General features: G+C 43.7%; 14 protein-coding genes and 1 pseudogene. 6 read left to right on the top strand and 9 right to left on the bottom strand.

Annotated features, from left to right (window positions below):
* Positions 1–55: 55 nt before the first annotated feature.
* Positions 56–799, top strand: a pseudogene (locus GW12_RS05045) (AzlC family ABC transporter permease).
* On the top strand, positions 796–1,095 hold the full coding sequence (locus GW12_RS05040) for an AzlD family protein (RefSeq protein ID WP_034584340.1): 300 nt from the start codon (positions 796–798) through the stop codon (positions 1,093–1,095). The pseudogene GW12_RS05045 and the gene GW12_RS05040 overlap by 4 nt, the downstream one beginning before the upstream one ends.
* Before the next feature lie 43 nt (positions 1,096–1,138).
* Here the strand turns inward: GW12_RS05040 and GW12_RS05035 are convergent, their stop codons facing one another.
* The gene (locus GW12_RS05035) at positions 1,139–1,435 is read right to left on the bottom strand and encodes a hypothetical protein (protein ID WP_034584338.1); all 297 of its coding nucleotides are present in this window, start codon (positions 1,433–1,435) and stop codon (positions 1,139–1,141) included.
* Between the two features lie 176 nt (positions 1,436–1,611).
* Positions 1,612–2,637 carry a type I glyceraldehyde-3-phosphate dehydrogenase gene (locus GW12_RS05030; protein WP_034584336.1) on the bottom strand — a complete coding sequence of 342 codons (1,026 nt, stop codon included), beginning with the start codon at positions 2,635–2,637 and terminating at the stop codon, positions 1,612–1,614.
* Between the two features lie 408 nt (positions 2,638–3,045).
* On the opposite strand from GW12_RS05030, the gene alaS reads away from it, so the two are divergent.
* The 3 genes from alaS to csrA all read left to right on the top strand — a co-directional run bounded on the left by alaS (position 3,046) and on the right by csrA (position 7,591).
* Complete coding sequence (gene alaS / locus GW12_RS05025) at positions 3,046–5,739, top strand: alanine--tRNA ligase (protein ID WP_171077666.1); 2,694 nt, start codon at positions 3,046–3,048, stop codon at positions 5,737–5,739.
* A 64-nt stretch (positions 5,740–5,803) separates the two neighbouring features.
* On the top strand, positions 5,804–7,084 hold the full coding sequence (locus GW12_RS05020) for an aspartate kinase (protein ID WP_034584333.1): 1,281 nt from the start codon (positions 5,804–5,806) through the stop codon (positions 7,082–7,084).
* Between the two features lie 255 nt (positions 7,085–7,339).
* A complete protein-coding gene (csrA, locus tag GW12_RS05015; protein ID WP_034584332.1) occupies positions 7,340–7,591 on the top strand; it encodes a carbon storage regulator CsrA in 252 nt (83 codons plus the stop codon).
* Between the two features lie 109 nt (positions 7,592–7,700).
* Here csrA and rnhB read toward each other — a convergent pair whose 3' ends face one another.
* The 7 genes from rnhB to yaaA all read right to left on the bottom strand — a co-directional run bounded on the left by rnhB (position 7,701) and on the right by yaaA (position 13,597).
* On the bottom strand, positions 7,701–8,294 hold the full coding sequence (gene rnhB / locus GW12_RS05010) for a ribonuclease HII (protein WP_034584330.1): 594 nt from the start codon (positions 8,292–8,294) through the stop codon (positions 7,701–7,703).
* 71 nt (positions 8,295–8,365) lie between these two features.
* Positions 8,366–8,746: a hypothetical protein gene (locus GW12_RS05005; RefSeq protein WP_034584328.1), complete on the bottom strand. Its 381-nt coding sequence runs from the start codon at positions 8,744–8,746 to the stop codon at positions 8,366–8,368.
* 120 nt (positions 8,747–8,866) lie between these two features.
* Positions 8,867–9,214 carry a hypothetical protein gene (locus GW12_RS05000; RefSeq protein WP_034584327.1) on the bottom strand — a complete coding sequence of 116 codons (348 nt, stop codon included), beginning with the start codon at positions 9,212–9,214 and terminating at the stop codon, positions 8,867–8,869.
* A 64-nt stretch (positions 9,215–9,278) separates the two neighbouring features.
* Entirely contained in the window at positions 9,279–10,280 is a 1,002-nt protein-coding gene (locus GW12_RS04995) for an adenosine deaminase (protein ID WP_034584325.1), read from the bottom strand.
* A gap of 77 nt (positions 10,281–10,357) precedes the next feature.
* A complete protein-coding gene (locus tag GW12_RS04990) occupies positions 10,358–11,680 on the bottom strand; it encodes an NCS2 family permease (RefSeq protein WP_034584323.1) in 1,323 nt (440 codons plus the stop codon).
* Between the two features lie 395 nt (positions 11,681–12,075).
* Positions 12,076–12,237: a hypothetical protein gene (locus GW12_RS15760; protein ID WP_161788379.1), complete on the bottom strand. Its 162-nt coding sequence runs from the start codon at positions 12,235–12,237 to the stop codon at positions 12,076–12,078.
* A 571-nt stretch (positions 12,238–12,808) separates the two neighbouring features.
* Complete coding sequence (gene yaaA, locus GW12_RS04985) at positions 12,809–13,597, bottom strand: peroxide stress protein YaaA (protein WP_034584321.1); 789 nt, start codon at positions 13,595–13,597, stop codon at positions 12,809–12,811.
* A gap of 125 nt (positions 13,598–13,722) precedes the next feature.
* Here yaaA and GW12_RS04980 point away from each other — a divergent pair, with 125 nt between their 5' ends.
* Positions 13,723–14,352, top strand: coding sequence for an alpha/beta hydrolase (locus GW12_RS04980; RefSeq protein WP_034584320.1), 630 nt, complete (start codon positions 13,723–13,725; stop codon positions 14,350–14,352).
* Positions 14,353–14,381 lie beyond the last annotated feature (29 nt).

Genomic DNA, 14,381 nt, shown 5'->3' with positions numbered 1-14,381 from the left:
TTACGGCTAAAGGGATAAAATAACAGTTTTTTATGACGGTAAACTCAGACCATCTATGTTTCCCATTCAACCACCACCCACTCATTTTGATGCAATACCTATGAGTGAATTCCAGCGTGGTGTGAAAGACTGTACTCCTGTACTGTTAGGTGTAATTTCTCTTGCGCTAGTCTTGGTGCACTTGCGAATCAGAAAGATTTTAGCCTGATTGAAGTGCCATTATTGACCAGGCTAAACTTCGCTGGTGGTTCCGAATTTGCTGTTTTAGAAGCATGGACTAATCCACCTCATTTACTGACTCTGATCTTTTTACTTTTCTGATTAACAGCCGTTATATCCTGCTTAGTGCAACGCTAACACCTTATTTAAGACATCTTCCCAATCGAAAAGTTTTTCTTGCTTTATTTTTTATAGTGGATGAAAGCTGGGCTTTCGGGCTGGCAGATGCACAACGTCGAATAGCACAGTTCGGTTTACGCGATGCCTTTAGCATGACTTATTATGCCGGGCTGTGTTTTGTGCTGTATCTGGCTTGGGTCGGCTTTACCACTTTAGGTGCTTGGGTTGGGCCAGTGTTAGGAGACATTCACCATTTTGGCTTTGATATGGCTTTTCCAGCCATCGTACTGGTTTTGCTGAGAGGCATGTGGAAAGGATTTACCGAAGTCCGCCCTGGTTGGCCAGCTTTGTTTGTGCCGCACTGGCTTATGCATATCTACCCGGCAACTGGTATGTGCTGATTGGTGCACTGTCCGGGATTGCTTCTGCCTTCTGGCTAATTCAGGAGGATGATGCATGATCCAGATGAGCACTTTTATCGCAATTTTATTGGTGGCACTAACGACTTACTGCACCCGGATACTTGGCTATGTCCTACTCAAAAATAAAACTTTGAGTAAACGTCAGCAAAAAATTCTACAAATCATACCGGGCTGTGTACTGGTTTCCATGCTGGTTCCGTATTTTTTACCTGAGCATCCCGTGGATCTGATTGCCATTGTCCTGACCTTATGTGCTGCATCACGCTTTAGCATGCTGCCCACCATCCTGATCAGCATGGTTTCGGCCGCATTTTTACGCAGCCTACTGATTTAAATAACATCTGGACTGTGATCAGTAAGCAAATTCGATCAAGGAATTACTGCTTTGGTTCCACCACTTTTGCCAGTAGCTGCACCAGCTCGGCATTTTGCAGTTCCACTTGTTTCAGTTTCGCTGAAGTCTGATCCAGCACTTCCTGCTGTACATGCATTTTCTTGGCCAGATCCTGCATGATTTCCAAGGTCTTTTTCAGGTTATCTTCCAGATTGGCAACCTTCTGCTCAACCGCCACACCGTCAGACTCAGGACCAATCTCCACCCGGTTGAACTGCAACCAGATTAAAAAAATCACCGCCAGAGTCAGGAGTGTAATAAAGCCCCACATTAATAACATAGCTTTTGCTCTTCTAGTTCGTCGCCTGAGTTTTATCTTAATCAAAAAAATCGGCGGGATTGTAACGATTTTATCGGAATGCCAGACCCGTATATCGACTGGCACAGTGGATTAATTTTCTTTATATATCAATATACTTAAATTATACTGCTATTTAATTTAAAGATTAGAAAGATTTAAGCATTAAAGGAATGACATAAATCCAGTAAACGGTTGGCATAACCCCATTCATTGTCATACCAGGCAAATACTTTGGCCTGCTTGCCAACCACCATGGTCTGGGTCATATCCACAATGAGTGAATAAGGTGAATGGTTAAAATCCGAGGAGACCAACGGCTCATCAGTAATCGACATGATTTCGACATAATCCTGCCGCGCTGCCTGAGTCAGAGCTTCATTCAGTTGATGATCGGTAATCTCCGCCTGCGTGACAAAAGTCAGGTCAATCGCGGCGACATTAATGGTCGGGACACGAATTGAATAACCATCAATCCGGTTTTCCATTTTTGGCATCACGCGTTTTAAGGCACCCAAAGCCGAGGAAGTCGTTGGAATAATATTCTGTCCTGAAGCTCGGGCACGGCGCAGATCTCGATGAGCATGATCCAACACCGACTGATCTGCAGTGACCGCATGAATTTCGGTCATCAGTGCAGTATCAATCCCAAAAGCATCATCAATGATTTTCACTAATGGCACCAAGGCCTGTGTGGTACAAGACACGCTGGAAATAATCTGGTCGCTTTCTCTGACTTCGGTATGATTCACGCCATACACAATTGCAGCATCAACAGTATCAAACGGTGCAGCACCGATAATCACCCGTTTTGCCCCAGCGGTGATATGCTGGGTGGCAGCTGTACGGGAACGGAACAGGCCGGTACATTCCAGCACGACATCAATATTCAGTTCATGCCAAGGCATTTCCGCTGGATTGGCCTGTCTTAACACCTGGACTTTCTGATAGGCATCACGATAGGTCACATGCAGAAAAACACATTCATCTTCATAAGTCAGATCCACCTGCCCTGGAAAACGGCCATGCGTGGTATCGTATTTGAAGAGATGCAGTAAGGTTTCCACATCGGCAACGTCATTAATCGCAACAATGTCAAAATTAAAATCTTTCGGATTTTCAAACCATGCACGCAACACATTGCGCCCGATTCGCCCAAAACCATTAATTGCGATACGTTGCATCGACCTTCCCTACTGCGGCATATAACTTTATGCGCCTATATTAATGGAATTATCCAGCTGACTGATAATTATTCGGTTAATTCCACTAAAAATTACGCAGAATGCCCAATATTTCACCGAAAAATTCATGCTTTATTGCAGGCAATCTGAAGTTTCTGTTCCCGAGATTTGAAATAAATTGCTGTAATGACAATAGCTTTTGATTTTACAGCGCATTTTCCTGAATTTAGCAGCATTCATTCCTTACAGTTTTATGATCTATAAATAGGAAAATCATTGGTTGAACAGGCATTTTCCGTTATAATTTGGCGTTTTTAAAAATTTAAGCCCCGCATTGCAGCAGAGAACCAACCTTCTTGTCAGACTGCCTTGCTTTTGCCAAATCGAAAATTATGGAGTGACTTGGTTGTGAGTACTCGTTTTATGACATCAGCTGAAATTCGCGAAGCTTTTTTAAGCTACTTTGAATCGCAAGGGCATACACGTGTCGCGTCGAGTTCTCTGGTTCCTGCCAACGACCCAACTTTATTGTTTACAAACGCTGGTATGAACCAGTTTAAAGACTGCTTCCTGGGTCTGGAAAAACGTGATTATGTTCGCGCAACAACATCACAAAAATGTGTCCGTGCGGGTGGTAAGCACAACGACTTAGATAACGTGGGTTATACAGCTCGTCACCACACATTCTTTGAAATGCTGGGTAACTTCTCATTCGGTGATTACTTCAAACGTGATGCAATCAAATTTGCCTGGGAATTCCTAACTGGCGACAAATGGCTGGCACTGCCTAAAGACCGCCTGTACGTGACTGTATACGAAACCGATGACGAAGCTTTTGACATCTGGAACAAAGAAGTTGGCCTGGACGCTAGCCGTATTATCCGTATCGGTGACAACAAAGGCGCGAAATACGCTTCTGACAACTTCTGGGCCATGGGTGACACTGGCCCATGTGGTCCATGTACTGAAATCTTCTATGACCACGGTGAACACATCTGGGGTGGCCTGCCTGGCACACCTGAAGAAGATGGCGACCGTTTCATCGAAATCTGGAACAACGTCTTCATGCAGTTCAACCGTACTGCGGATGGCGTACTGCACCCTCTTCCAGCACCTTCTGTAGATACCGGTATGGGTCTGGAACGTATTTCTGCCGTTCTGCAACATGTGAATTCAAACTACGAAATTGACCTGTTCCAACACCTGTTAAAAGCTGCTGCTGAAATCATTGGTGTTGATACACGCGAGTTAGAAGTTGCTGCTCAATTAAAAAATGAACCTATACAATACCCTGCTTCACTGAAAGTTGTGGCTGACCATGCGCGTTCTTGCTGCTTCCTGATTGCGGATGGCGTGAATCCTTCTAACGAAGGCCGTGGTTATGTGCTGCGTCGTATCATCCGTCGTGCAGTTCGTCACGGTAACAAACTGGGTGCAACCGGTACTTTCTTCTACAAAATGCTGCAACCTTTGATCGAAGTGATGGGCGCTGCGTATCCAGAGCTTGAAGCAAACAAAGACCGCATCGAAGCTGCATTGATCAAAGAAGAAGAACAGTTTGCTAAGACACTTGAACAAGGTCTGAAACTGCTTGAAGGTGAACTGGCTCAACTGAAAGGTTCGGTGATTCCAGGTGAAACAGTATTCAAACTGTATGACACTTACGGCTTCCCAACTGACTTGACTGCCGACATTGCACGTGAACGTGACCTAACCATTGACGAAGCTGGCTTCGAAAAAGAAATGGAAGCACAACGTCAACGTGCTCGTGATGCTGGTAAATTTGCTATCGACTACAACTCTATTGTCAAAGTTGAAGGCGAAACTCAGTTTGAAGGTTACGATGCAACTGCAGGTCAAGGTCAAATCGTTGCAATCTATAAAGATGGCGAACAGGTTGAAGAAGTGGTTGAAGGCGATGAAGCCCTGATCGTACTGAACCAAACTCCTTTCTATGCAGAAAGCGGCGGTCAGATCGGTGATACTGGTGTATTCAAAAACGATACCGGTATTTTCGAAGTTCAGGATACCAAGAAATCTGGTGGTGCGATCGTACACCAAGGTATCGTGACCATGGGTAACCTGAAAGTTGCACAAAATGTGGAAGCCACTGTAAAAGCTGAAATCCGTGCTGCAACTTCACGCAACCACTCTGCGACTCACTTGCTGCACGCTGCCCTGCGTCAAATCCTGGGTTCACACGTACAGCAAAAAGGTTCTCTGGTTGCTTCTGACATCCTGCGTTTCGACTTTGCCAACGATCAACCTGTTTCATTTGAACAGCTGCAAGAAATCGAACGTCTTGTTAATGCTGAAGTGATTGCTAACACACCAGTAACCACTGAACTGCTCGACATCGAATCAGCGAAAGCCAAAGGTGCGATGATGCTGTTCGGTGAAAAATACGGTGACGAAGTACGTGTCCTGTCTATGGGTTCAATCATCGATGAGAAAAACTTCTCGATCGAGCTGTGTGGCGGTATTCACGTAAAACGTACTGGTGACATCGGTCTGTTCAAAATCATCTCTGAAGGCGGTGTAGCAGCAGGTGTACGTCGTATTGAAGCGGTGACTGGCCATAAAGCGGTTGAAGCTGCACAAAAAGCCGATCGCGACATTCACGCGATCAATGCATTGCTGAAAGCACAAAAAGACCAAACCCTGGATAAAGTTGAAGCACTTGTTGATACCGCATCAAGTCTGCAAAAACAGATCGAGCAATTGAACCAGAAACTTGCTAGCCTACAAGCTGCTGAACTGTTAAATCAGGTTCAGACCATTGCAGGACGTGCAACACTGATCACGACTGTTCAAGGCATGGACGCAAAATCACTGCGCAACCTGCATGATGGTGTGAAATCAAAATTAGAAAATGCAGTAATCGTGCTTGCAGGTGTAGAGGGTGACAAGGTGAGCTTGATCGCATCTGTAGCAAAAGAATTTACTGCTTCTATTAAAGCGGGTGACATCATCAAACACTTAGCTTCCGAGCTAGGCGGTAAAGGTGGTGGTAAACCTGACTTGGCACAAGGTGGCGCGCCACTTAACGAGAAGTTTGCTCCAGTAATGGCTGATTTAGCAGCTTGGCTTGAAGCAAAATAAAAACTTCATTTTGTGTAACTGACCCTGATCGGAAAATCAGGGTCATGGTTTATATGGAACAACTATGGCATTAATCGTTCAAAAATATGGCGGTACCTCAATGGGTACTCCCGAGCGCATTCTCAATGTTGCTCGTCGTGTGAAGCGCTGGCATGACCATGGCCACAAAGTGGTGGTGGTGGTATCAGCAATGAGTGGCGAAACCAATCGTCTGCTTGCTCTCGCGAAGGCCATTACCGAAACCCCTGATCCACGTGAACTTGACCAGATGGTGTCTACAGGTGAACAGGTAACGATTTCCATGCTTGCAATGGCGTTGAAGTCACTCGGTGTTGAAGCTAAATCTTTAACTGGACGCCAGGTTGGTATTAAAACTGACAGCGCATTCACCAAAGCCCGTATTGAATCTATCGATACTGACGTATTGAATGAAAACCTGGATGCAGGCCGCGTGATTGTGGTTGCCGGTTTCCAGGGCTTTGATGCTGATGGCAACACAACCACCCTGGGCCGTGGTGGTTCGGATACTTCAGGTGTTGCACTTGCTGCTGCCCTGAAAGCAGATGAATGCCAGATTTACACAGACGTTGATGGCGTATATACGACTGACCCTCGTGTTGCTCCTAAAGCGAAAAAAGTAGACCGTATTTCTTTTGAAGAAATGCTAGAAATGGCGTCACTCGGTTCTAAAGTCCTTCAAATTCGTTCAGTAGAATTTGCTGGTAAATACCAAGTGCCTTTACGCGTTCTTTCAAGCTTCGATAATGACAACGATGGTGCATTTGACGAAGACTTCAAGAAAAACGTCGGAACTCTTATTACTACTGAATTGGAAGACAACATGGAACAGCCAATTATCTCTGGTATCGCGTTTAACCGTGACGAAGCAAAATTGACTATTTTGGGCGTGCCTGACGAGCCAGGTATTGCATCAAAAATCCTGAAACCAATTGGTGATGCCAATATCGAAGTCGATATGATCATCCAGAACGTGGAAGAAGACGGTACAACTGACTTCACGTTTACTGTAAACCGTGGTGAGCTTGCAAAAGCGAAAGCGATCCTGGAAGAAACTGCACGTAACATCAATGCACGTGAAGTTGCGACTCGTGATGACATCGTAAAAGTGTCGATCGTCGGTGTAGGTATGCGTTCTCACGCTGGTGTAGCAAGCAAAATGTTTACTGCCCTTGCAGATGAAGGCATCAACATCCTGATGATCTCTACTTCAGAAATCAAAATCTCTGTGATTATTGACGAGAAATACCTGGAACTGGCAGTTCGCACACTGCACACTGCTTTCGGTCTGGACCGTGAACAAGGCGAATCATTCGCGCGTGCTTAATCACTAATTTTGTCTCTTAATATCCTGAGCTGATATTAATTTACAAAAGATGATAAAAAATCAGAGCCACTATAGTTTTTACTATGGTGGCTCTGCTATATTAAGGACGAGGATTTATAGAAAATTTAAATAGATGATAATCCCAAGCCAGCTGGTGTGTGGTGATCTGTTCTGATTTTCACTTGTGATTTCAGGTTGTGTTTCAACAAACATTCTAAATTGAATGCACGTTTAGCGTTTTGCAAGGAGATAAACATGCTGATTCTGACTCGCCGTGTCGGAGAAACTTTAATGATTGGAGACCAAGTCAGCGTAACAGTACTTGGTGTCAAAGGTAACCAGGTACGTATTGGGGTGAATGCACCAAAGGAAGTTTCGGTCCACCGGGAAGAAATTTACCAGCGCATTCAGCATGAACGTGCAATGCATGAACATCTTCAACATATCGACCAGGATTACCAACCTTCATACGAAGAAGATACGCATCAGAATAACTACAATCGTTAATTCTGAGAAAAATCAAAAGCGGCCTAGTAGCCGCTTTAATTTTGTCTGCACGTTTAAGATATGTCCATTTAGACATTCTATGTATTTATAATATGTTTGACTAAATACCTTATAGGTCTAGTTCAGCCTGCTCCTGCATCGCAGCAATCGCCTTACGTACTGGCCCAAAACTGCGTCGATGTTCGGAAATCACCCCATGCACGGCAATAGCTTCAAAATGTGCCTTGGTTGGATACCCCTTATGCTTGGCAAAGCCAAACTGCGGATATTTTTGATCCATTTCAATCATCTGATGGTCACGGGTTACTTTAGCCAGAATACTCGCAGCTGAAATCTCGGCATGTAAAGCATCCCCACCGACGATCGCATCACAACTCATCGCTAGACCTTGCGGAATCTTGTTGCCATCGACCAGCACATGATCCGGTGGAATGCTTAAAGCTTCCACTGCACGGCGCATCGCCAGCAAAGAGGCTTGCAGAATATTATGCTCATCGATTTCCGCAGCAGAACTTTCCGCAATCGCCCAGGCCAGGGCTTTTTCTTTGATCTCGACAAACAGCTTCTCACGCTTTTTCTCGGTGAGCTTTTTCGAGTCATTTAGGCCTTCAATCGGATTATTCGGATCCAGAATCACTGCCGCAGCCACCACTGATCCAACCAGCGGTCCGCGCCCTGCCTCATCCACACCTGCAATTCGCATCATCTTTCCTTCAATTGTTCAGCGCAAATAGAAAAGCGGCCGAAGTGGCCGCCAATTTAAGCAACTTCTGCTTAGTTTTTCAAAACTTCAACCACACAGGCATTCAGTGAGTTCGCTACAATTTTAGTCGCTAAAGTAGCCTGAGTCGTTTTGTCCATCGCTGCTACGGCCAGATCCGCTACGGTTACGCTGGTAGTCGCCTTATCTGCCACACATGAACATACTTCTGTTTGTAGCTCAGATTGCTGAGTCTCCGTTAAAACTTTAGAAGCTGTTTTCCAGTAGGTGTTGTTGTTGATTTCAGTGACACATTTCGCCTGTACACCCACTTTCACTGCAGTCATCGCCAGACCGTTTGCGGTATTCCCAGCTGTTGTACCTGTACCATCAGCGGTAACACATGCAGTTAAAATAAAAGCCATTGGGGCAAGAACAGCTGCTAATTTTTTCACTGTAAATCCTTTGTTATAAATTAAAGATGCGCTATTTTGCCGAAATTTACAGCATTAATAAATCACTATTTCGGTCTGGCTGGTCAGTTGCACAATTAAGCAACGCCAAATGAAATCTGCTTACTTCACCAGTTCCTGTACGCAGCCTTTTAAACTGTTCGCGACTGCCTGACGCGCCACCTGATTTTTGGCTTCTTCACTTACGGTAGCTTTAAGCAAAGTCGTTGCTGGAATATCTTTCAACGCCTTTTCGCCAACACAATTACAAACATTGTGCTCCAGTTTGGCTTTATTACTGTCCTGCATCAGATAAGTCGAAACTTTCCAGAGTTTAGACTCTTTCAGTTCCTGCCCGCATTGATAGGCAATCACCGGTTTTAGGGCTTTCTGGGTCAGGCTCATATCAGACTGGCTATGGGTCCAGAAAGACAAAACTGCCACTGATACCGCCATAATATATTTTTTCATTCACCTACTCTTTCAACAGAAAAAGGCAGAGCGCACTCTACCTTTTCAATCCTACAACAACAAATTAATCGATTACTTTGATTTTGCTAATCCAGTTGGCCTTATCCGCTTCACTGATAAATGAGGCTTCAAAGGAATTAATCGCCAACTGCTTTAACTCTTCATTGCTTAAATCTAAAGCTTCAGCAATGGCAATAAAGTTGTCATTCACATAGCCACCAAAATAAGCCGGATCATCTGAATTAACAGTCACGTGCACGCCCTGCTGCAACAGACGACGAATATTATGCTGCTTCATATCATCGACCACACACAGCTTCAAATTTGATAGTGGGCAAACTGTCAGCGGCATTTTTTCGGCAATCAGACGCTGCATCAATGCCGGATCTTCTTCAGAACGTACCCCATGGTCAATCCGGTTCACTTTCAGTAAATCCAAAGCTTCCCCGACATATTCTGCCGGACCTTCTTCACCAGCATGCGCTACGATCAGGAAACCTGCTTCACGCGCCTTGGCAAACACGCGTTCGAATTTGGATGGCGGATGGCCGACTTCACTGGAATCCAGCCCTACCCCGATAATCTGGTCTTTATAAGGTAATGCTTGTTCCAAAGTTTCAAATGCGGCATCTTCACTAAGATGGCGCAGGAAACACATGATCAGATGTGAAGTAATCCCCAGCTTGTTTTCTGCATCAATACAGGCACGTTTTAAGCCATTGATTACGGTTTCAAAGGCAATTCCACGATCAGTATGGGTTTGCGGATCAAAGAACATTTCGGTGTGCACGACATTATCTTCGGCACATTTTTCAAAATAAGCCCAAGCCAGATCATAAAAATCCTGTTCATGAATCAGGACATTGGCACCGGCATAATAGATGTCCAGAAAAGATTGCAGATTATGGAAATTATAAGCCTGCTTGACTTCTTCGACCGATTTATATGGAATGCTAATTTCATTGCGCTGTGCAATCGCAAACATTAACTCAGGTTCAAAAGTACCTTCGATATGCACATGCAGCTCGGCTTTTGGCAGAGCCTGAATCAACTCAAGACGGTTCATTGTTACTCCTGATTAAACCTGAGAGAAATAAAAAGGGTGTAAACTAAGTTTACACCCCCTTAGCTGAATTTGATGATTTAACCACCAAATAACGCAAATTTTAATGCCCACAGTACTGCTACAATCCAGACCATATACGGTACAGATTTCGCTTTACCTGTCAGCAACTTAATCAATGCATAGCTGATAAAGCCCATCGCAATACCATCTGCAATTGAGTAAGTAAATGGCATGAACACGATGGTCAGGAATGATGGTACCGCTTCAGTAATATCTTCCCAGTCAATGTGCACAATCCCTTGAATCATCAACACACCCACAAACAGGAGTGCGGGTGCAGTGGCAAAACCTGGAACTGATTGTGCCAATGGTGCCAGAAACAGGCAGGCAATAAAAAGCAGACCCACAACAACTGCAGTCAGACCAGTACGGCCACCTGCTGCAACACCGGCAGAAGACTCGATGTATGGTGTAGTTGAAGATGTACCCAGTGCTGCACCGGCAACAATTGCAGAAGAATCGGCAAATAGTGCTTTTTTCAGGCGTGGCAATTTGCCATCTTTTAACAGACCGGCACGGTGTGAAACACCGACCAGTGTACCGGTTGAGTCAAACAGATCCACCAGGAAGAACACAAAGATCACACCGATCAGGCTGGCTGTAAACAGATTGCCAAAGTCCATTTGCAGGAAAGTCGGAGCCAGTGAAGGAATCTCACCAACAACGCCTTGGAACTGGTTATAACCTAATGCGGTTGAAATCGCAGTAATCACCAGAATACTGATAATAATGGCACCACGGACTTTAAAGTGATGCATTACCACAACCAGCAGAAAGCCCAGTAATGCCAGTAATACAGATGGCTGTTTTAAGTCACCCAAGCCCACCAATGTCGCTGGATTATCGACAATGATACCGGCATTTTTCAGCGCAATTAATGCCAGGAACAGACCAATACCACCACCAATCGAGAACTTCAGTGACATTGGAATGGCGTTCACGATGGCTTCACGGATCTTGAACATGCTGATGGCAATAAAGATCAGGCCTGAGACAAACACAGCGCCTAATGCGGTTTGCCAAGGCACTCCCATACCCAAACATACCGAGTATGTAAAGAAGGCATTCAGCCCCATACCTGGTGCAAGTGCAATTGGATAGTTTGCAATAAGACCCATTACAAAACAGCCAATTGCAGCGGCAAGACAGGTTGCAACAAAGACAGCCCCATGATCCATCCCTGTTTCGGATAAAATCATCGGATTGACAATAATGATGTAACACATCGTCAGGAACGTGGTTACACCTGCAAGCACCTCTGTTCGGAAACTGGTTTTGTTTTCACTCAGTTTGAACAGACGTTCAAGCACGTTTTCGGAAGACGGATTAGGAGTCGTCATGACCTAGCCCCTATTGAGTAAACTTTATGCTTTATGCATTCCACTAAATTCACAGACTTAACCATAAATCATTTGCGGAATGTCTTAGCAACGAATATGCCAGCATAGCGATTCGACGGGTCAAATATTCTGACTTACCGGTAAAAACTTTAGCCGGAAGCAGCAACAAAAAAGCTGCATAACCAGATGCAGCCCATGAACACATGAATTGAATCAGTAAGTTACAAGAACATCCTGCTGACCCAATATTTCGTTTTTGGAATTATAACACATTGATTTTTTATTGTTTCTAAAAATTAGCGTTAATTCGTCCGATCACTTTTTACCTGCTGGGAACAACAAATAAAAGTGATGCGTTTTATATATTTAGAAATAGTGCCAACTGACCGAGTGGCTTAATGTTGCGCATGTCTGGCTTCGATTCGCTGTAAGGAATGATTGGCTTCTTCAATGACCCGAATGATTTCCTGCTGGCGTCTATGTTCACTTTGTTTATAAATATAGAAAGCGCTAACACCCACTAATAATGCACAAACTGGAATTACATAACTTTTCATAAATATATGCATTCTTATACATTTTAAAATTGTGCTAATACCATAAATCAAGATTTATGTGATGAGGTATTCAATTATTTATGTGAATTGTTAATTATTTTATTTATTTGTAAATATATTTGCATACTTTTGGTGCATTTTCATTCTTTTTGCCATTCTTCATAATATGTTCACAAACTACAAGATAAAGCGCAAATAGCAGAAAACTTAAAAATTAGATTTAATTTATTGTTTTTATTTAAAATTTTATTTTATCAACCTAAAAATTCTTCAACGTATAAGTATTTATTGTCTTGATTTTTTGCTATAGCGAAAAATTGCAGTCTCATGTATTTTCAACAAGTTATAAAATAAACAACTTAAAAACAGTTGCTTAGCCATCACTTTCCTACTCCTATTGAACCGATTTTTTTCAAACACTCTAGTGAGTTAAGCTTTAGCCCAATGACTCTTTTTATCGCAGTCAGTTTCTACTGAACACATTTAGTTCTTAATATTTGCACTGATTTAACACATCTATAAAGCAATAAAAAACCACCCGGAGGTGGTCTTTTAAGTCTACTAATGAAAATTAAGCAGCAGCCTGTTCTTGTTCATCACGTTTAAAGACCAGTTCACCTTTTAATGAGCTATCAGCATCAAAGTAATAGCCATCTGTATTAAATGCTTTCAGGTCTTCTATACGCTCAATCTTGTTTTCAATGATAAAGCGTGCCATCAAGCCACGGGCTTTTTTGGCATAGAAACTAATGACTTTATATTTGCCATTTTTCTGATCCAGGAACACCGGCTTGATGATCTCTGCCTTGATTTTGTTTTCTTTGACTGATTTATAGTATTCGTCTGAGGCAATATTCACTAAGAGCTCAGATTGTACTTCCGCCAGATCTTTATTGATCAAGTCAGTTATAATCGTTCCCCAGAAGTCATACAGGTTATGACCACGCGGGTTCGCCAGCTTAGTGCCCATTTCCAGACGGTATGGCATCATCAGGTCCAGGGGACGCAACAGACCATACAACCCCGACAGCATACGCAAATGCTGCTGTGCATAGTCAATATCCTGTGCTTTGAGGTTGTAGGCATCCAGACCGGTATAGACATCCCCTTTAAAGGCAAAAATCGCCTGACGGGCATTGGACAAATCAAATTCTGGCTGCCAGTCACGAAAACGCTCGACATTTAACTTGGCAATTTTTTCACTGACCGACATCAGACTGGCAATTTCTGTTGCAGACAACTTGCGGGCAACTTCAATCAATTCCTGGGAATGTTGCAACAATCTGGCTTGGGTATGCTGATCTATAGGTAAAGCGGTTTCGTAATCGAGTGTTTTTGCGGGTGAAATAAGTGCAAGCATGGCCAACCTGGTTAAAAAATGATGAGTCAAACTATATCAGTCCAGATATTTTAATTCCAATTCATGTTTTTACTGAACACAATCGGTAAAATATAACTTTCTCTCCCTTATTGATCGATTTCCCTATGTCCGAACAAATTTTTCTTCAGGGCCCTGCAGGACAAATTGAAGTTTTTGTGGATTATCCACAGGGTGAAGTGAAAGGATTCGCGATTGTTTGCCACCCTCATCCATTGCAGGGTGGTACACCCCAACACAAAGTTCCCGTGTTACTGGCAAAAATGTTTCAGGAACGTGGCTGCGTAGTGTATCGTCCAAGTTTCCGTGGTTCTGGTCAAAGTGCCGGTGTACACGACGAAGGCTATGGCGAAACGGATGACACCCTTGAGGTGATCAAATTTGCGCGTGCCCAGCATGTCGGCCTACCATTTTTTGCCGGGGGGTTCAGCTTTGGCGCGCATGTTATTGCAAAATGCTATGCAGCTTTACCTTTGGAATTACAACCAAAGCAGATGATTCTATGTGGCCTGCCAACTGCAACGGTTGCCGGTTTACGCCATTATGCGACCCCACATATTAAAGGTGACATACTGTTCCTGCATGGTGAAGCCGATGACATTACCTTATTGTCAGATCTGATTGAATGGGCTAAACCACAGCACCATTTGCTTACCATCCTGCCCGGTGCAAATCACTTCTTTACCGGTTATCTTAAACAGATGCGAATCGCGATTTCACGATTTTTGACTCTATAAGCACAGTAAATTGTCTTGTCCTGAAATAG

Origin of the sequence: Acinetobacter sp. HR7 (genome assembly GCF_000773685.1) — a bacterium.
GTDB classification, from domain to species: domain Bacteria; phylum Pseudomonadota; class Gammaproteobacteria; order Pseudomonadales; family Moraxellaceae; genus Acinetobacter; species Acinetobacter thermotolerans.
This window is presented reverse-complemented; position numbering and strand designations above follow the sequence as displayed.